Here is an 18,456-nt window from a genome sequence, read left to right on the forward strand (position 1 = left end):
GATCAGGGATAGCGCACCAGGGGCGGGCGATTGTCCGGCAGCGGGATGAATTCGGTCTCGCCCGGCACCGGCGCGAAGCGGCCGGCGCGCCAGTCGGCTTTCGCCTGCTCGATGCGCTCGCGCGAACTCGACACGAAGTTCCACCAGACGTGGCGCGGGCCGTCGGGCGGCTCGCCACCGAGCAGCATCAGGCGCGTCGCCGACAAGGCGGTGATGACGACTTTGGCGCCGCGCCGCAGGACCAGCAACTGGCCTGCCGAATGCGTCACGCCGTCGATGACGACGGAACCCGCGACGATATAGGCGGCGCGCTCGACGTGCTCGATCGGCACCTGCAGGCGCGCTGGCGGGGCGAGCGTGACGTCGGCGTAGAACAGCGGCGAGTGCGTCGCGACCGGAGAGCGCGTGCCGAAAGCTTCGCCGGCGATCAGCCGGACGCTCAGGCCCGGCGCGTCGATGACCGGCAGTTCCGCCGCACCGTGGTGCGCGAACGCGGGTTCGCTGTCCTCGTCGCGCGCCGGCAACGCGACCCATGCCTGCAGCCCGGCGAGGCGCGAGCCGGACGGGCGCAGTTCGGGCGGCGTGCGCTCCGAATGCACGATGCCGCGTCCCGCAGTCATCCAGTTCAGCTCGCCCGGCCGGATCGGCTGCACATTGCCCAGGCTGTCGCGGTGCAGGATCTCGCCGTCGAAGAGATAAGTCACCGTCGCGAGGCCGATGTGCGGATGCGGCCGGACGTCGAGACCGCTGCCCCCGGCAAGCTCCACCGGGCCCATCTGGTCGAGAAAGACGAAAGGCCCGACCATGCGCCGCCGCACCGACGGCAGCGCGCGCATCACCTTGAAGCCGCCGCCCAGATCGCTCGCCTGCGGCACGACGACGGTTTCGATGGACAGCGGGTCCTGCGGGGATGTCGATGCATTCGGGTTCATCTGCTCTCCTCGACGTGAGATAAGGATGCGGCGATAGGGCGGTAGGGGCGGGACGCCACTGCCCCCAGCGCGGGAGCTTCGTTCGCGCGTCCTTGGCGGTTCCCATAGAAGACCCATGCCGGCCGCGTGTGGTTCATGCGATCCGCAGACTCGAACCGCGGCGGCACGCAGTCCCGTCGTTGCAGCAGTTGAACGTGGCGGATCCGTTGACTACGCTGGCCTAACGGCAGGAGTGCCCTGCCATCCTGCCTTTCCCATGACGGAGCGCTGCGACATGAAAGTCCAGATCATTTTCTACAGCATGTACGGTCACATCTTCCGCATGGCGGAAGCGGTCGCGGAAGGCGCGCGAAGCGTTGCCGGGGCCGAAGTCGGCCTGTTCCGCGTTCCCGAACTGGTGCCCGACGAAGTGCTCGAGAAATCCGGGGCGAAAGCGGCGCAGCAGGCGTTCGCGCACGTGCCGGTGGCGAAGACCGAGCAGCTCCCCGAAGCCGACGCGATCATCTTCAGCACGCCGACGCGCTTCGGCAACATGTGCGCGCAGATGCGCAATTTCCTCGATCAGACGGGCGGGTTATGGATGAAGGGGAGCCTGATCGGCAAGGTGGGCAGCGTGTTCACCAGCAGCGCGACGCAGCATGGCGGGCAGGAGAGCACGATCCTGTCGACGCACATCACGCTGCTGCACCAGGGCATGGTCCTCGTCGGCCTGCCTTACAGCGAGAAGCGGCAGATGGGGATGGACGAGATCCTCGGCGGCTCGCCGTATGGGGCCGCGACGATCGCCGGTGGCGACGGCAGCCGCATGCCGAGCCCGGTCGAAATCGAGATGGCGAAGTTCCAGGGCCGCCATGTCGCAGAGATCGCGAGCGCGCTCGCGCGGGGCAGGGCGGCCTGACGACAACGCTCGCGGACAGAACATCACCGACGCGCGCTGCGGATTCGCGACCTCCAGGCCCGGCTCGCAGCCGCCTTCGCGGGATCGGATTTGCGGAAGTTGGCGCGGGAACGCCACAATCCTCGCCGTGGCGTTCAGCGCGACAGGCGCAGCGCGAGCAGCCCCAGCCATTCGTGCGCGGCGTACCAGCCGGCATAAGCCGAGGTCGCGCTCGGCAGCGCGGTCAGCACCTGGTCGTTCGCGTCGTGCCTGCCGAGCCAGGCGGTCGGCGCGGCGATCACCTCGATGCCGCGAGCCTCGAACTCGGCCCGGGCGCGCCGCATGTGCGCAGCGTGCGTGACGAGCAGCACACGGCGCACGCCGGCCGCTTTGAGCAGCGGCGCGGAAAATTCCGCGTTCTGCCCGGTGTCGAGCGAGCTGGCCTCGACCCAGCGCGGGATAATGCCGAAGTCCGTTTCGAGCGCGGCTTTCATCAGCTCGCCTTCCGGGCGCTCGCCGGTCGGCGCTCCGCCGCTGACGAGCACCGGCAGGCGCAGTCCGTGCGCGAGGCGTGCGCCGTAGCGCAGCCGTTCGAGCGTCAGCCGGTTCACGGTTTCGCCGCCGTATTCGGGTGCGTGGCGCCGCTTGCCGCCGCCGACGATGACGATCGCCTCGGCGGGGCGGGCGGAGGTCGCCGTCAGGGGCGGATCGGTCTCCAGCCCGGCGAGCATCCAGCCGACGGTGGCGGGCCAGACGAGCAGCAGCGCTGCGACGAGCCCCGTCCACGCGAGCGCCAGGCCGGTGCGGCGCCAGCGCTGGACGAGCAGCAGGCCGAGCGCGATGAGCAGCAGCGGGGCGAGCGGCGGCAGCAGGAAGGCCGAAACGAGTTTCTTCAGCCAGAAGAGCAGCATCAGAGCGAGGTCGAAAGTCATATGAGTCGGCAGGTGCGTTGTTTCAGGGGGACGAGGTCCGCATTATCCGCGACAATCCACGCGTCATGCTCCCAACGGCGTCACGCCGTGCCGCAGTATCGGCGGCCGTCCGCACGGGCGGCGAGGTAGTCCGGGATGGATACCAACGAAATCCTGGGGCTCGCCGCCGCACTGCCAGCCGTCTACGTCGCGATCCGCCTGTACCAGGCGCGGCGGAACCGCTCGCGCCGTCCGGCTTCAGGCGACGGCGCGTCGGGCGAAAAGGCCTTCGTCGAGCGGCCGCAGCCGTCGGCGCGGCACGACGGTTTCCAGGTCGAGCTGGAGGTGCAGCAGTTGCGCCGGGACGTCGCCGAGTTGCGCGCGGAACTCGCCGAGCAGCGCCGCGAGGTCGCCAGCCTGACTGCCCGGCTGCAGGCGCAGCACGAGCAGTTCCACGGCGGCGTCGCCAAAGCGGGCGGCTCGCCTGAGTACGACGAGGCGCTGGTGTTTGCGCGACGCGGACTCGACGTCGAGGCGATCGCCGAACGCTGCGGCATCACGGTTGCCGAAGCGGCACTCGTGCGAGCCCTCGCGCAGGGCGAAAAAGGTGAAAAGGGTGAAAAGGGCAACGAGCGGAAGGGACCGTGAAACCGCTCGTGATGTAGCCTCCAGCCGACCTGGCTTACAATCGCCTCATTGTGAGTCGCCCGGCACCCACCCCTCGAGGATACCGCCCATGAGCCGCAGCATCGTTTCGACCCCCAACGCTCCCGCCGCGATCGGCACCTATTCGCAGGCCGTACGAACCGGCAACACCGTCTACTGCTCCGGCCAGATCGGCCTCGATCCGGCAACAATGCAGATGGCCGAGGGGTTCGAAGCGCAGACCGTGCGTGTGTTCGAGAACCTCAAGGCGGTCGCCGAAGCGGCCGGCGGTTCGCTCGCCGACGCGACGCGGCTGACGATCTACCTCACCGACCTCGCGAACTTCGCCAAGGTGAACGAAGTGATGGCGCGCTACTTCGCCGAACCGTACCCGGCGCGGGCCGCGGTCGGCGTAAAGGAATTGCCGAAAGGCGCGCTCGTCGAGGCTGACGCGATACTGGTGCTTGGCTGATCCGCGAAAGTCCGTCGCCTCCTGATGCTGCAACGCGACCGGCGCTGGCTGGATGGGCCGGTGTCGGCCCGCAACTGGCCAGTCGGCTCGCGAGACTGGATCTGCGCCGGCCGCAGGATCTGGTGCTGCACCTGCCGCTGCGCTACGAGGACGAGACCCGGGTGACGCCGATCGCTGCGGCGCGAGGCGGCACCGCAGTGCAGATCGAAGGCGAGGTCGTGTCGAGCGAGATCGTGCTGCGGCCGCGCCGGCAACTCGTCGCCCGCGTTCGTGATGCATCCGGGATGCTCGTTGCGCGCTGGCTCAATTTTTACCCGTCGCAGCAAAAGCAGCTCGCCGCCGGCCGCCGCGTGCGGCTTTTCGGCGAAGTGCGCGGCGGCTTTTTCGGCGACGAGATGGTGCACCCGCGCGTGCATGCCGTCGCTGACGACGAGCCGCTACCGCAGGCGCTGACACCGATTTACCCGACCACCGCCGGGCTCGCGCAGTCGGCGCTGCGCAAGCTCATCGCCCGCGCGCTGCACGCCGTGCCGCTCGACGAATACCTGCCCGACGCGGTGCTCGCCGGGCTCGGGGTGCCGAATTTCGCCGATGCGGTGCACACGCTGCACCACCCGCCGCCGGACGTCGACGCGGCCGCGCTCGAAGACCGCGCCCACCCGGCCTGGCGGCGCATCAAGTTCGAGGAACTGCTGGTCCAGCAGCTGTCGCTGCGGCGCGCGTACAACGCTCGTCGTACGCATCGCGCGCCGGCCCTGCAACCCAGCGGGGGCCTGTGCAATGCGCTGCTCGCGCAACTGCCGTTCCGTCTTACCTGCGCGCAGGCTCGTGCGGTCGCCGCGATCGCGCACGATCTGGCCATGCCACACCCGATGCAGCGCCTGCTGCAGGGCGACGTCGGCAGCGGCAAGACGATCGTCGCCGCGCTGGCGATGCTGCAGGCGGCCGAGAACGGGTTCCAGGCAGTGCTGATGGCGCCGACCGAGATCCTTGCGGAACAGCACTGGAAAAAGCTCGCGGCGTGGCTCGAGCCGCTCGGCGTCGACATCGCGTGGCTGTCAGGCAGCCGCAAAAAGCGCGAACGCGACGCCGAGCTCGCGCGCCTCGCGAGCGGCGAAGTGCTGCTCGCGGTCGGCACGCACGCGCTGATCGAGGACCCTGTGCTGCTGCCGCGGCTGGGCCTCGCGATCGTCGACGAGCAGCACCGCTTCGGCGTACGCCAGCGTCTCGCGCTGCGCGACAAGGGGGCGGACGGCAGCCATCCGCACATGCTGATGATGTCGGCAACGCCGATTCCGCGCACGCTGGCGATGAGCTACTACGCCGATCTGGACGTCACCGTGCTCGATGAACTGCCGCCGGGGCGAACTCCGATCCTCACCAAGCTCGTCTCCGACCTGCGCCGCGACCAAGTCGTCGCGCGCGTGCGCGACGCGTGTCTGGCCGGCCGCCAGGCATACTGGGTGTGCCCGCTGATCGAGGAATCGGAGGCGCTGCAGCTGAAGACCGCGCTCGAGACGTTCGAGACGCTCACCGCCGCGCTGCCGGAGCTCAGGATCGGCCTCGTCCATGGACGCCTCAAGAGCGAAGAAAAATCGGCGACGATGGCTGCGTTCACCGCAGGCGAGCTGCATCTGCTGGTCGCGACGACAGTTATCGAAGTCGGCGTCGATGTGCCGAACGCGAGCCTGATGGTCATCGAGCACGCCGAGCGCTTCGGCCTCGCGCAGCTGCACCAGCTGCGCGGCCGCGTCGGGCGAGGCACGGCCGACTCCGTATGCATCCTGCTGTTCACGCAGCCGCTGTCGGAAAACGGCCGCGCGCGCCTGAAAGTGATCTACGAACACAGCGACGGTTTCGCGATCGCCCGCGAGGACCTGCACATCCGCGGCCCCGGCGAATTCGTCGGCGCGCGCCAGAGCGGTACGCCGCTGCTGCGCTACGCCGACCTTGAACGCGACGCCGATCTGCTCGAAGCGGCGCGCACGCTCGCCGAACGGCTGCTCGACGAAGCGCCGCAGACTGCGGCAAGCCTGATGGAGCGCTGGCTCGGCGGCCGCGAAGGGCTGCTGCGGGCCTGAGGTCAGCTCACCGCCTCGCCTGGTTGCCCCGCCCGGTCTGCGAGGTCTCGCGATTGGGACGGCCTGCCATTCCCGGTATCATGCGGGCGCCACCACGGCGTCCTGCCGCCGTCCTTTTACATGCGCATCCGACCTCGCTCCGAAACCTGGATCAAACGCCCGCCGCGCGCCAGGGTGCTCCCGCAGCTGCGCCCCTGGCTCACCGATCCGGGTTCGCTGACCGCGCGCATCCGCAGCCGCTGCAGCCTGTTTTCAGTTGACGTGCTCGCCCAGCGCCTCGCCGTCCCGCACCCGGACGAGGCTGCGCTGCTCGGGCTGCGCCGCGGCGAACTTACGTGGCTGCGCGAAGTGCTGCTCGTCGCCGACGGCATCCCGGTGGTGTTCGCGCGCAGCATCCTGCCGCGGCACAACGTGCGCGGAGCGTGGATCCTGTTCCACGGGCTCGGCTCACGCCCGCTCGGCGCCGCGCTGTTCGCCGATCCGCGCATCTGCCGCAAGCCGTTGGCCTGCACCTGTCTCGACCGCCGGGACGCGCGCTATCATCGCGCTTCGGCCGCGGTCGCGCCGCACCGCCCGCCCCCTGGGCTGTGGGCGCGCCGGTCGCTGTTCGGCCTGCGCGGCCGCGCGTTGCTGGTCAGCGAAGTGTTCCTGCCCACGATTCTGGAGTTGCCGACATGATGATTGCTCCCGCCACGCTGTCCGGCCGACTGCCGCTGTACCTGCGGCTGATGCGTCTCGACAAGCCGATCGGCATCCTGCTGCTGATGTGGCCGACGCTGTGGGCGTTGTGGCTCGCCGCCGACGGGGTTCCGCCGCTGCACGTGGTCGCGATCTTCGTTCTCGGCACGGCGCTGATGCGATCGGCGGGCTGCGTCATCAACGACTACGCCGACCGCGACTTCGACGGCCACGTCGAGCGCACGCGGACGCGGCCGCTGGCGACCGGCGCGGTGACGATTCGCGAGGCGCTGCTGCTCGCCGCCGGGCTGTCGCTGGTGTCGTTCGTGCTGATCCTGCCGCTCGACCCGCTGGTGCGGTGGTTGTCGCTGCCGGCGCTGTTTCTCGCCGTGAGCTACCCCTACACGAAGCGTTTCCTCGCGATCCCGCAAGCCTACCTGGGCATCGCGTTCGGTTTCGGCATCCCGATGGGGTTCGCCGCGCTGCAGGGCGAAGTGCCGGCGATCGCGTGGCTGCTGCTCCTCGCGAACATCTTCTGGGCGGTCGCGTACGACACCGAATACGCGATGGTCGATCGTCCCGATGACCTGAAGATCGGCATCAAGACTTCCGCGATCACGTTCGGCCGCTTCGACGTCGCCGCGGTGATGCTGTGCTATGCGGTTGCGTTCGGCCTGATCGCCGCCGTCGGCGTCGCCGCGGGACGCGGGCCGTGGTTCTTCGGCGGAATTGCGGTCGCAGCGGGGATCGCGATCTACCACTACACGCTGATCCGCGATCGTGACCGGGCGCGCTGCTTCAGGGCGTTCCTGCACAACAACTGGGTCGGCGCGGTGCTGTTCGTCGCGCTCGTCATCGACTACGTTGCGTTTCCCGCGGCCTGATCTAGGGTTAACCGACCGCGATCACACGGTCGAACGACGGCGCGGAAAACCGCGCGGATCCCCAAGGAGACCATGATGAAGAAGAGCCTGATTGCGGGCCTGCTGGCGATGGCGCTGTCCGGCGGCGCGTTCGCGTTCCACTGTCCCGTCGAGATGAAAAAGATCGACGAAGCACTGGCGAAACCGCCGGCGCTCACTGCCGAACAGATGACCGAAGTGAAGCAGCTGCGCGCCGAAGGCGAAACGCTGCACAAGGCCGGCAAGCACCAGGAAGCGCTCGACTCGCTCGAGAAAGCGAAGAAAATCCTGAAGATCGAAACCTGATCGGGTTGGGCCGGGCCCCAGACGGCGCCGTGTTGCGCAGCACCCAACGTCTTTCGCGGCGCAGCGCAACGATGAGCCGGCGGTGCGCGCGAGGCGCTCGCCGGCTTATCATTCGGCCCGGACCATTCTGGACGCTTCCATGCATTTCATGACCGCCCTCCGGGCCGCCTGGCGCGCGCGCAACAGTCTGCTGTGCGTCGGCCTCGATCCCGATCCGGCGCGCTTCCCCGCGCACCTGCACGGCCAGCCGGACGCCATATTCCGTTTCTGCAGCGAGATCGTCGACGCGACGGCCGATCTGGTCTGCTGCTTCAAGCCGCAGATCGCGTACTTCGCCGCGCAGCGCGCCGAGGATCAGCTCGAAGCGCTGATCGCGCACATCCACGCGCGCCATCCCGGCACCCCGGTGATCCTCGACGCGAAGCGCGGCGACATCGGCAGCACCGCCGGCCAGTATGCCGTCGAGGCGTTCGAGCGCTTCGGCGCCGACGCGATCACGGTCAATCCGTACATGGGTCGCGACTCGGTCGAACCCTATCTGGAATACGCCGATAAGGGCGTGATCCTGCTGTGCCGCACGTCGAACCCCGGCGGCAGCGACCTGCAGTTCCTCGACGTCGGCGGCGGCGAGCGCCTCTTCGAGCGCGTCGCCCGCCTCGTTGCCGACGAGTGGAATGCGAGCGGCAATTGCAGCCTGGTCGTCGGCGCGACTTTCCCGAACGAGATCGCGCGCGTGCGCGAGCTCGTCGGCGACCTGCCGCTGCTCGTGCCCGGTATCGGCGCGCAAGGCGGCGACATCGCCGCGACCGTCGAGGCGGGCCGCAGCGCGGACGGCACCGGGCTGATGATCAACTCGTCGCGCGCGATCCTGTACGCCGGCGCGGACCACGACTTCGCCGCCGCCGCCCGCCGCGCTGCCCTCGACACACGCGACGCCATCAACCGCCACCGCTGAACCTCCCGGTCCGTTCCGCATCCCCCGCGCATGCCTTGATGCAGCCGCCATCGCGGTTGCAAATGTGGGTAATATGCGGTCCAATTTCGGCCGATTCACGATTTGTTACAGGTCGGCTGCGGGCAATTTCTCGAAGGGGGTTCAGTGCGTTCAATGGCAAAAGGGATATTCAGGGGCTTGGCGCTCGGCGTCACGGCATCGCTGCTGGTTGCGTGTGGTGGCGGGGGTGGTGGAGGCGGGGGCGGTGGTTCGGGCAACGTCACCCCGACTAACGAATATCAGATCTCGCTGCGCGCCGACCATACTTCGCTGCCGCTGAACATCGCCGGCGTCGGACCGGCCATCGGTGTGGACGCGCCTTATACAACGACCCTGTACGTGTCGGCACGCCGGGGTGGCACGAACGACCCGATTCCAGGTGGCGAAAACATCTTCTCCTGCAACGTCGTGCCGCAGGGCCTCGAGCAGGGTGCTCTGTACTACCTCGATGGGGATCCCGATCACGAGACCGAAGTCGACGTCGGTGGCACGACGATCAAGGTTCCGACCGCGTTCCGCTCGGTGACGCTCGGCTCGAACGCCGGCGCGGCGAGCTTCCATTTCCACGCGGGCAACACCGCGGGCACGGCGACGATCACCTGCGCAGTCACCGACCCGCAAAGCAACAAGGAAGTGACGACGCAGCTGCAGATCAACGTCGGCCAAGCAACCGGCAAGGCGTCGCAGGTCCGCATCAACCGGAGCGCCCCCGGATTCCTCTTCGCGCAGAACACGAACGGCGCGACGCAACTGCAGGTTCAGGCGCAAGTTCTCGACGAGGCCGGCCAGCGCGTTGCAGACCCCGCTGCCGGAGTGCGCAACCTTTACGCCATCATCGTCAATGACACGACTGTGACCGTAGACGACGACGCCTTGCTGCGTTCGCCGACCGATGGTGGCAGCCGCAAGTGGGTCCTAGCCCGTACGACGAACGGACAGGCTGATTTTGCCGTCGTCAGCGGAAGTGCCACCGGCACTTTGCTGATCGAAGTTGTGGCCGACCGTTTCGACAACAACGTCGATAACGGGATTGCCGAGGCAGTTCGCAATCGCTTTTCCGTTCCTGTTGTGATTTCCGTCGGCCAAGAAGCGCTCGGAATCGCGACGCCGACGGGTCTTCCCGCCGCGGTCGAAGGACGTCCGTATGCAACGATTCTCTCCGCGACGGGCGGCGTCCCGCCCTATCAATGGGAGTTCGTGCCGGGCAGTGTTCCTCCGGGCGGGCTGACAGTATCGACGGACGGGGTTGTTACCGGCACACCGGTCGTGAATGGGACGTTCCGTTTCGCGTTGAGAGTCTCCGATTCCAGCACGGTGGTTCAGTCGGTGACGAAGGAGTTTGCGATGACGATCGCACCCGCCACCGGTCTCCTCGCGATCGAGACGTCAGCGTTACCGTCCGCACAAGTAAGTCTGCCTTATCGGGCTGCAGTCGTCGCAGAGGGGGGAACGCCGCCCTACAAGTGGACGATGGAACCCACCGCTTCCACCTTCTCGATTGATAACAATTCAGGTGTGATTTCAGGTATCCCCGCAACGTCGGCCGCGGGCCCACACAACATTGTGGTTACGGTTACTGATGGGAAGGGCACGGTTGTTCGGCAGAACTTCGTGATTACCGTCGCGCAGCTTCCGGAAACCACTCAGACGGAAACCGGGAATTAGTGCGTTTGCAAAGGTATTCGCAGACGCGGAAGGCCTTGAGATGATGTGGGAGACCCCGGTGCCTTGCGAAAGGCCGGGGTCTTTTTACGAGGGTCCAACGGGGGAGAATTCCGGCAGAAGCTTCCGGATTCGTTGCAGGAAAGTTGAGGCGAGCGGATACGCAGGGTTAAACTAACTGAAGTTGGTCAAGATGAGTTCCCCCCATGCGCACCGTCAATATTCACGAAGCAAAAACCCATCTGTCGCGCCTCGTCGAGCAGGCCGCGAACGGCGAGCCGTTCGTTATCGCGCGGGCCGGCAAGCCGCTGGTGCGGGTGATAGCGATCGATGCGCCGGAGGCTTCGGCGATGCGGCGGCGCGGTTTCCTAGCGGGCGAGATCGACGTGCCTGCGGATTTCGACACGATGGGTAGCGCCGAGATCGAAGCTCTTTTCGGCGGCGGCGCATGAATCTGCTGCTGGACACCCACGTCCTGCTGTGGGCTGCCGGTGCGTCGGACCGGCTTTCGCGCAAGGCGTGCGAGTTGATCGACGATCCGCGCAATGCGCTGTGGTTCAGCGCCGCGAGCTTGTGGGAAATCGCGATCAAGTGCGGCCTCGGGCGCGAGGATTTTCGCGTCGACCCGTTCCGGCTGCGCAAAGGCTTGCTCGACAACGGCTATCGTGAGCTGGTCATTTCCGGCGAGCACGCGCTCGGCATCGAGCGTCTGCCGCCGATCCACAAGGATCCTTTCGATCGTCTGCTGGTGGCCCAGGCCATTGTCGAGGGTTTCACGTTGCTGACGGCTGACGAGAAAGTCGCGCAATACCCGGAACGGGTGAAGCGGATTTGACCGCCTGTTACCGCATGGCCGAAATGCATCCCGCAGATTCCGCGATCGAGGGGCATTCGGTGCAAGCTACGCAGGCCGGACTGCAGGCAGGGAGTTTTCCATTGAAATACCACGACCTCCGCGACTTCATCGCCCAGCTCGAAGAGCGCGGCGAGCTGAAACGCATCACCGTTGCCGTCGACACGCATCTCGAGATGACCGAGATCGCCGACCGAGTGTTGCGTGCCGGCGGGCCGGCGCTGCTGTTCGAGCAGCCGGTGACGCGCGGGGTCGCGCAGGCGATGCCGGTGCTCGCGAATCTGTTCGGCACGCCGCAACGCGTCGCGCTCGGCATGGGCGAGGAGCTCGCGGACGGCGACTGGCAGACGCCACTGCGCGAAGTCGGCAGGCTGCTCGCGTTCCTCAAGGAGCCCGAGCCGCCGAAAGGGTTCAAGGACGCGTGGGAGAAGCTGCCGGTGTTCCGCCAGGTGCTGAACATGGCGCCGAAGGAAGTGCGTTCGGCACCGTGCCAGGAAGTGGTGTGGGAGGGCGCGGACGTCGATCTGGCGCGACTGCCGATCCAGCATTGCTGGCCGGGTGACGTCGCGCCGCTGATCACGTGGGGGCTCGTCGTGACGCGCGGGCCGGGCAAGAAGCGGCAGAACCTCGGCATCTACCGCCAGCAGGTGCTGGGCCGCGATCGGGTGATCATGCGCTGGCTCGCGCATCGCGGCGGCGCGCTGGATTTTCGCGACCATCAGCAGGCGCATCCGGGCGAAGCGTTCCCGGTCGCGGTCGTGCTCGGTTGCGACCCGGCGACGATCCTCGGCGCGGTGACGCCGGTGCCGGATTCGCTGTCGGAATACCAGTTCGCCGGGCTGTTGCGCGGCGCGAAGACCGAACTGGTCAAGTGCATAGGCTCCGACCTGCAGGTGCCGGCGTCGGCCGAGATCGTGCTCGAAGGCGTGATCCACCCGGGCGACACTGCGGCTGAAGGGCCGTACGGCGACCACACCGGCTATTACAACGAGGTCTCCGAGTTCCCGGTGTTCACGATCGAACGCATCACGATGCGCCGCAACCCGATCTACCATTCGACCTACACTGGCAAGCCGCCCGACGAGCCGGCGATGCTCGGCCTCGCGCTGAACGAAGTGTTCGTCCCGCTGTTGCAGCGGCAGTATCCGGAGATCGTCGATTTCTATCTGCCGCCGGAAGGCTGTTCGTACCGGCTTGCGGTGGTCAGTATCCGGAAGCAGTACCCGGGCCACGCGAAGCGCGTGATGTTCGGCATCTGGAGCTTCCTGCGCCAGTTCATGTATACGAAGTTCATCATCGTCGTCGATGACGACGTCGCGATCCGCGACTGGAAGGAAGTGATCTGGGCGCTGACGACGCGGGTCGACGCGACGCGCGACACGGTGCTCGTCGACAACACGCCGATCGACTACCTCGACTTCGCGAGCCCGGTCGCGAGCCTCGGCAGCAAGATGGGGCTGGACGCGACGAACAAGTGGCCGGGCGAGACGACACGCGAATGGGGTCGGCCGATTGTCATGGACGACGCGGTGAAGGCGCGCGTCGACGCGATGTGGGACGAGCTCGGCCTGTAGCGGGGACAAATCGGGGGGCTGCGCGAACGGAGCGCGCCGCCGGCAGTCGCATCCTCGATGCGCTTCAACAGCAAAGGAGTTCCGCATGAGCCAGTATTCCCCTGACGGCGGCCCCGTCCGCACTGTCGATCTCGGCAACCTCGTCACGCTGACGCACCTGATCTACGCGCTGCACGCGTTCGCGGTGGTCACGGGCGTGGTCGGCAGCGCGACGATCATCGGCAGCTTCGTTGCCAGCGTGCCGTCGATCGTCGCCGTGGTGCTGAACTATCTCAAGCGCGGCGCAGTCCGCGGCACGTGGCTGGAAAGCCATTTCCGCTGGCAGATCCGCACGTTCTGGTTCGCGGCGCTGTGGATCGTCGCGGGCCTGCTGCTGGCCTTTACGATCATCGGCATCCCGCTCGCGCTGGCGCTCGTCGCCCTCGCCGGGCTGTGGGTCGTCTATCGCGTGGCGCGCGGGTGGTGGAGCCTCCTGCATCGCGGCATGATGCCGATGCCGCCGGGGTGACAGCACGAGGCGGCGGCAGGAAGGCGAGGCTCAGCGCGCGTCCCACACCCATTCGAGCAGCGCGTCCTGCGCCGCGTGGCTGCTGCCTGCCGCGGCATCGTTGACCAGCATCGCAACGACATGGCGGCGCCCGTTTCGGTCGAGCACGTAGCCGGCCATCGCGCGCACGCCGTTGATCGAGCCGGTCTTGATATGCGCGTGGCCGCGTGCCGGGCTGTCGTGGAGCCGGCCGCGCGCGGTGCCGTCGAGGCCGGCGACCGGCAGCGCGGCGATGAATTCCGGCATGTACGGCCGGCGCCATGCGGCGAGCAGCATTTCACCGAGGGTGCGGGCGCTGACGCTTTCGCTGCGCGACAGGCCGGAGCCGTTCTCGACGAGCAGCCCGGCCGTGCTGATGCCCGCGGCGTCGAGCAGCGCCCACGTGAGCGCCGCGCCGCCGGCGACCATGTCGGGCGATGCCGCGTCGGTCGCGCCGAGAGTCGCGATCAGCTCGCGCGCGATGACGTTGCTCGACCATTTGTTCATCTCGCGCACGACGTCCGCGAGCGGCGGCGAGCTGCCGGTCAGCAGCAATGTGGCCTCGACGGGCGCTGTGCCCGGCCGCGCGACGCCTTCGACCTTGCCGCCGAGTTCCGCCCACAGCGCGGCGACGGCGGCGACGCCGAAGCGTTCCGGCGGCAGCGGCGCCGTCGCCCAGTCGCGCTGGCCGCAGCTCGCCGACAGGCTGCCGAGCAGCACCAGGCGCGGACCACCGGGCGCGGCTTCGAGCGCCGCGTCGAGGTCGCGGTGCCACACGCCGCACTCGCCCGTTGTGATCACGATGCGGTTGTCGAGTTCGAGCCCTTTCAGCGGCGGACTGGCCGCGACCGTGACCGGCTCGCCCGGCGTGCCCGCGGGCAGCAGCGTCAGCTGCAGCGTGTTGAAGTTCACCAGCAGGCCGTGCGCACCGCTGTTGTATGGGCGCAGCGCGCGATCGTCGAACGCTGCCGGGTCGTGCTGCGGCAACCTCAGCGCCGAGCCGTCGAGCACGAGGTCGCCGCGGATCGTCTCGATGCCGAGCGCGCGGACCTTGCGCAGCAGCGTCCACAGCCGCTCGGCGCTCAGCAGCGGGTCCGCGCCGCCGATCAGGTAAAGGTCGCCTTCGAGCACGCCGGCGCGGATCGTCCCGGTGGCCGCGACGCGAGTCGTCCACACGTGCGCAGGGCCGAAGCGCTCGAGCGCGGCGAACGCGGTGACGAGCTTCATCACGGACGCCGGATTCATCGCCCGCTCGGCGTTCACGCGCAGTTGCGGCTCGCCGCTGTCGACGGCCTGCACCCACAGCGCAACGGCCGATTGTGGAATGTGCGCGGCCGCGAGGGCCTGCGCGACCGGCTCCGGCAGCGCGGAAGCGGGGGAAGGGTGGGCGGTGGCGAGCCAGCCGGCGAGGAACATCGCGCAAAGCGTGCGCAACAATGCGATTGTCATCAATAAAACGTCGGATTGCGGTGCTTTGACGGCCGGCGCGGCGCGTGCCGCTTGTCGGCAGGATACAATTCGGCCTCCTGATCGTTCGCGGGCCCGACATTCTACGCTGGCCGCGCGGACGGCGATTCCGTCCATAGGGGAGTTCCATGATCCTGGTAACCGGCGGCGCCGGCTTCATCGGTGCCAACTTCGTGCTCGACTGGCTGGGCCAGACCGACGAACCGGTCGTCAATCTCGATGCGCTGACCTACGCCGGCAACCGCGAGAACCTCGCTTCGCTGGCAGGCGACGCGCGCCACGTGTTCGTCCACGGCGACATCTGCGATCGCGCGCTGCTCGACCGCCTGCTGGCCGAACATCACCCGCGCGCGATCGTGCATTTCGCCGCCGAGAGCCACGTCGACCGCTCGATCCACGGGCCGGCCGCGTTCGTGCGCACCAACGTCGAAGGCACGTTCACGCTGCTCGAAGCGGCGCGCGCGTACTGGTTGGGGCTCGACAGCGACGCGAAAGCGGGATTCCGTTTCCTGCACGTGTCGACCGATGAAGTGTACGGCTCGCTCGGCCCCACCGACCCGGCGTTCACCGAGACGAAAGGCTTCGAGCCGAACAGTCCGTATTCCGCGAGCAAGGCCGCATCCGACCACCTCGTGCGCGCCTGGCACCACACCTACGGCCTGCCGGTGGTGACGACGAACTGCTCGAACAACTACGGCCCGTACCAGTTCCCCGAGAAGCTGATCCCGCTGATGATCGCCAACGCGCTCGCCGGCAAGCCGTTGCCGGTCTATGGCGACGGGCAGAACGTGCGCGACTGGCTGTACGTCGGCGACCATTGCGCGGCGATCCGCGAAGTGCTCGCGCGCGGGCGCGCAGGCGAGACTTACAACGTCGGCGGCTGGAACGAGAAGCCCAATCTCGACATCGTGCATACGGTGTGCACGCTGCTCGACGAGCTGCGGCCCGACCCCGCCGGCCCGCATGCGCGTCTGATCACCTATGTCGCCGACCGGCCCGGACACGACCGGCGCTACGCGATCGACGCGCGCAAGATCGAGCGCGAACTCGGCTGGCGGCCCGTCGAGACGTTCGAATCGGGAATCCGCAAGACCATCGCGTGGTACCTCGACCATCAGGACTGGGTCGCGCACGTGCAGAGCGGCGCGTACCGCGAGTGGGTCGACCGCAACTATGGCCAACGATAGGAAGGACTTGACGCGATGAGCGCACGCAAAGGCATCATCCTCGCCGGCGGTTCCGGCACCCGGCTGCATCCGGCCACCCTGGCGGTATCCAAGCAGCTGCTCCCGGTCTATGACAAGCCGATGATCTATTACCCGCTCAGCACACTGATGCTGGCCGGCATCCGCGACATCCTGATCATCTCGACGCCGCAGGACACGCCGCGTTTCGAGCAGCTGCTCGGCGACGGCAAGCGCTGGGGGCTGAGCCTGCGGTATGCGGTGCAGCCGAGCCCGGACGGGCTCGCGCAGGCCTTTCTGATCGGCGAGGAGTTCCTCGCCGGCGGCCGCTCGGCGCTGGTGCTCGGCGACAACCTGTTCTATGGCCATGAGTTCTCCGACTCGCTGCGGCAAGCGGGCCAGCGGGCGCAGGGTGCGACCGTGTTCGCGTATCCAGTGCACGATCCGGAGCGCTACGGCGTCGTCGAATTCGATGCCGATGGCCGGGCGGTGAGCCTGGAGGAGAAGCCGGCGCGGCCGAAGAGCCGTTACGCGGTGACCGGCCTGTACTTCTACGACGAGCGCGTCGTCGACATCGCGCGCTCGCTTAGGCCGAGCGCGCGCGGCGAACTCGAGATCACCGACGTCAATCGCGAGTATCTCGCGGCCGGCGCGCTCGACGTCGAAGTCATGGGGCGGGGCCATGCGTGGCTCGACACCGGCACGCACGAAAGCCTGCTCGACGCGAGCCTCTTCATCCAGACGATCGAGAAGCGCCAGGGGCTGAAGATCGCGTGTCCGGAGGAAATCGCATGGCGCGCGGGCTGGATCGACGCCGACCAGCTGCAGGGGCTCGCCCGGCCGCTGGCGAAGAACGGCTACGGCCACTATCTGCAGCGACTCCTCGACGAGCGGGTGTTCTGATGAAGGCAACTCCGACTTCGATTCCCGACGTGCTGCTGATGGAGCCGAAAGTGTTCGGCGATGCGCGCGGCTTCTTCTTCGAGAGTTTCAACGCGCGGGCTTTCCGCGACGCGACCGGCCTCGACGAGACTTTCGTGCAGGACAACCACTCGCGCTCGGCACGCGGCGTGCTGCGCGGCCTGCACTACCAGATCCGCCAACCGCAGGGCAAGCTCGTGCGAGTCGTGCGCGGCGCGGTGTTCGACGTCGCCGTCGACCTGCGCCGGGCGTCGCCAACCTTCGGCCGCTGGGCAGGCGTCGAGCTGTCCGAAGACAACCACCGCCAGCTGTGGATTCCACCCGGTTTCGCGCACGGCTTCGTCGTGCTGTCGGAATCGGCCGATTTCCTCTACAAAACCACGGATTACTACGCGCCGGAGCACGAGCGCTGCCTGGCGTGGAACGACCCGGCGGTCGGCATCGAGTGGCCGCTCGACGTCCCGCCGCTGCTGTCGGGGAAGGACCGCGAAGGCAAGCTGCTCGCCACGTGCGAGGTGTTCGAATGAAGCTGCTGGTGACCGGCGCGAACGGCCAGGTCGGCTGGGAGCTCGCGCGCAGCCTGATGCCGCTCGGCGACGTGATAGCGCTCGACCGCAGCCGCTGCGACCTGTCCCGGCCGGCTGCGCTCGCCTCGCTGATGGAAGAGATCAAGCCGGACGTCATTGTCAACGCCGCGGCCTACACGGCCGTCGACCGCGCCGAAACCGACGAAGCCGCGGCGACGGTGATCAACGGGATCGCGCCGGGCGAGCTCGCGCGCATCGCGAAGCGCAACGGCGCGCTGCTCGTGCATTATTCGACCGACTACGTGTTCGACGGCACGAAGTCCGCGCCGTACGACGAGGACGATCCGGTCGCGCCGATCAACGCCTACGGCCGAAGCAAGCTCGCCGGCGAAGTGGCGATTCGCGACAGCGGCTGTGATCACCTGATTTTCCGCACGACCTGGGTGTTCGCGGCGCGCGGCGGCAATTTCGTGCGCACGATGCTGCGCCTGGGCGCCGAGCGTGACACTCTGCGGGTCGTCGCGGATCAGATCGGCGCTCCGACCTGGGCGCGCAACATTGCCGATGCGACGGCGCTCGCGGTCGCCCGGGCGCAGGCGGAGCGGCAACAGCACAGCTTCTCGTCGGGCGTGTTCAACCTCGCGTCCCGCGGGGAAACCAGCTGGCACGGTTTTGCCGAGGCGATTTTCGCCGGCGCACGAGCGCAGCTGCCCGGCGTCGGCCTGAAAGTCGCCGCGGTGACGCCGATTCCGTCATCCGCGTATCCGATGCCGGCGGCGCGGCCGGTGAATTCACGCCTCACCGCGAGCAAACTGCAGGCGCGGTTCGGCATCGTCATGCCGCGATGGGACGATGCGCTCGCGCGCTGCCTCGATGATCTCGCGGGACAGTGAGCGGCGGGGAAGTGCGCGCGGTGACGGAAGCGTCAGCGGGAGGGCGGCGCG

Annotated in this window: 20 protein-coding genes; 17 read left to right on the forward strand and 3 right to left on the reverse strand. The window is 67.9% G+C overall.

All coding sequences use genetic code 11. The features are described from left to right. Positions 1–2: 2 nt before the first annotated feature. Complete coding sequence (locus GO608_RS10735; RefSeq protein ID WP_169200508.1) at positions 3–932, reverse strand: pirin family protein; 930 nt, start codon at positions 930–932, stop codon at positions 3–5. A 274-nt stretch (positions 933–1,206) separates the two neighbouring features. On the opposite strand from GO608_RS10735, the gene wrbA reads away from it, so the two are divergent. Continuing rightward, entirely contained in the window at positions 1,207–1,830 is a 624-nt protein-coding gene (wrbA, locus tag GO608_RS10740; RefSeq protein WP_169200509.1) for an NAD(P)H:quinone oxidoreductase, read from the forward strand. 134 nt (positions 1,831–1,964) lie between these two features. Here the strand turns inward: wrbA and GO608_RS10745 are convergent, their stop codons facing one another. Continuing rightward, on the reverse strand, positions 1,965–2,741 hold the full coding sequence (locus GO608_RS10745; protein WP_169200510.1) for a YdcF family protein: 777 nt from the start codon (positions 2,739–2,741) through the stop codon (positions 1,965–1,967). A 135-nt stretch (positions 2,742–2,876) separates the two neighbouring features. On the opposite strand from GO608_RS10745, the gene GO608_RS10750 reads away from it, so the two are divergent. The 12 genes from GO608_RS10750 to GO608_RS10805 all read left to right on the forward strand — a co-directional run bounded on the left by GO608_RS10750 (position 2,877) and on the right by GO608_RS10805 (position 13,395). Then, positions 2,877–3,368 (forward strand): DUF2802 domain-containing protein, encoded by a 492-nt coding sequence (locus tag GO608_RS10750; RefSeq protein WP_169200511.1) that lies wholly within the window; start codon positions 2,877–2,879, stop codon positions 3,366–3,368. A gap of 88 nt (positions 3,369–3,456) precedes the next feature. Further along, on the forward strand, positions 3,457–3,837 hold the full coding sequence (locus tag GO608_RS10755; RefSeq protein ID WP_053420378.1) for a RidA family protein: 381 nt from the start codon (positions 3,457–3,459) through the stop codon (positions 3,835–3,837). Positions 3,838–3,881: 44 nt separating this feature from the next. After that, positions 3,882–5,918, forward strand: coding sequence for an ATP-dependent DNA helicase RecG (gene recG, locus GO608_RS10760; protein WP_211159634.1), 2,037 nt, complete (start codon positions 3,882–3,884; stop codon positions 5,916–5,918). Between the two features lie 120 nt (positions 5,919–6,038). Next, positions 6,039–6,596, forward strand: a complete 558-nt coding sequence (locus GO608_RS10765; protein WP_169200512.1) for a chorismate--pyruvate lyase family protein — start codon at positions 6,039–6,041, stop codon at positions 6,594–6,596. Then, positions 6,596–7,480, forward strand: coding sequence for a 4-hydroxybenzoate octaprenyltransferase (gene ubiA / locus GO608_RS10770; protein ID WP_169200516.1), 885 nt, complete (start codon positions 6,596–6,598; stop codon positions 7,478–7,480). The genes GO608_RS10765 and ubiA overlap by 1 nt, the downstream gene beginning before the upstream one ends. Positions 7,481–7,552: 72 nt before the next feature. Next, positions 7,553–7,804, forward strand: a complete 252-nt coding sequence (locus GO608_RS10775; RefSeq protein WP_169200513.1) for a hypothetical protein — start codon at positions 7,553–7,555, stop codon at positions 7,802–7,804. Between the two features lie 139 nt (positions 7,805–7,943). Next, on the forward strand, positions 7,944–8,759 hold the full coding sequence (pyrF, locus tag GO608_RS10780) for an orotidine-5'-phosphate decarboxylase (RefSeq protein WP_169200514.1): 816 nt from the start codon (positions 7,944–7,946) through the stop codon (positions 8,757–8,759). Positions 8,760–8,936: 177 nt separating this feature from the next. Beyond that, entirely contained in the window at positions 8,937–10,463 is a 1,527-nt protein-coding gene (locus tag GO608_RS10785) for a putative Ig domain-containing protein (RefSeq protein WP_247003051.1), read from the forward strand. 203 nt (positions 10,464–10,666) lie between these two features. After that, on the forward strand, positions 10,667–10,912 hold the full coding sequence (locus GO608_RS10790; protein WP_169199578.1) for a type II toxin-antitoxin system Phd/YefM family antitoxin: 246 nt from the start codon (positions 10,667–10,669) through the stop codon (positions 10,910–10,912). Next, positions 10,909–11,295 (forward strand): type II toxin-antitoxin system VapC family toxin, encoded by a 387-nt coding sequence (locus GO608_RS10795; RefSeq protein WP_169199579.1) that lies wholly within the window; start codon positions 10,909–10,911, stop codon positions 11,293–11,295. Before GO608_RS10790 ends, GO608_RS10795 begins: the two co-directional genes overlap by 4 nt. Before the next feature lie 101 nt (positions 11,296–11,396). Next, positions 11,397–12,887 (forward strand): 4-hydroxy-3-polyprenylbenzoate decarboxylase, encoded by a 1,491-nt coding sequence (gene ubiD, locus GO608_RS10800; protein WP_169199580.1) that lies wholly within the window; start codon positions 11,397–11,399, stop codon positions 12,885–12,887. An 85-nt stretch (positions 12,888–12,972) separates the two neighbouring features. Further along, positions 12,973–13,395 (forward strand): DUF4870 family protein, encoded by a 423-nt coding sequence (locus GO608_RS10805; RefSeq protein ID WP_169199581.1) that lies wholly within the window; start codon positions 12,973–12,975, stop codon positions 13,393–13,395. Between the two features lie 30 nt (positions 13,396–13,425). Here the strand turns inward: GO608_RS10805 and dacB are convergent, their stop codons facing one another. After that, on the reverse strand, positions 13,426–14,862 hold the full coding sequence (gene dacB, locus GO608_RS10810; RefSeq protein ID WP_169199582.1) for a D-alanyl-D-alanine carboxypeptidase/D-alanyl-D-alanine endopeptidase: 1,437 nt from the start codon (positions 14,860–14,862) through the stop codon (positions 13,426–13,428). A 146-nt stretch (positions 14,863–15,008) separates the two neighbouring features. On the opposite strand from dacB, the gene rfbB reads away from it, so the two are divergent. Genes rfbB through rfbD form a run of 4 tightly spaced genes read left to right on the forward strand, consistent with a single transcriptional unit; the run spans position 15,009 to position 18,405 of the window. Further along, entirely contained in the window at positions 15,009–16,067 is a 1,059-nt protein-coding gene (gene rfbB, locus GO608_RS10815) for a dTDP-glucose 4,6-dehydratase (RefSeq protein ID WP_169199583.1), read from the forward strand. Positions 16,068–16,082: 15 nt separating this feature from the next. Then, positions 16,083–16,967 (forward strand): glucose-1-phosphate thymidylyltransferase RfbA, encoded by an 885-nt coding sequence (gene rfbA / locus GO608_RS10820; protein WP_169199584.1) that lies wholly within the window; start codon positions 16,083–16,085, stop codon positions 16,965–16,967. Beyond that, the gene (rfbC, locus tag GO608_RS10825) at positions 16,967–17,512 is read left to right on the forward strand and encodes a dTDP-4-dehydrorhamnose 3,5-epimerase (protein ID WP_169199585.1); all 546 of its coding nucleotides are present in this window, start codon (positions 16,967–16,969) and stop codon (positions 17,510–17,512) included. Before rfbA ends, rfbC begins: the two co-directional genes overlap by 1 nt. Continuing rightward, complete coding sequence (rfbD, locus tag GO608_RS10830; RefSeq protein WP_169199586.1) at positions 17,509–18,405, forward strand: dTDP-4-dehydrorhamnose reductase; 897 nt, start codon at positions 17,509–17,511, stop codon at positions 18,403–18,405. Before rfbC ends, rfbD begins: the two co-directional genes overlap by 4 nt. The last annotated feature ends 51 nt before the right edge of the window (positions 18,406–18,456 follow it).

The sequence above is a fragment of the Aromatoleum buckelii genome, assembly GCF_012910785.2.
Classification (GTDB): Bacteria; Pseudomonadota; Gammaproteobacteria; order Burkholderiales; family Rhodocyclaceae; genus Aromatoleum; species Aromatoleum buckelii.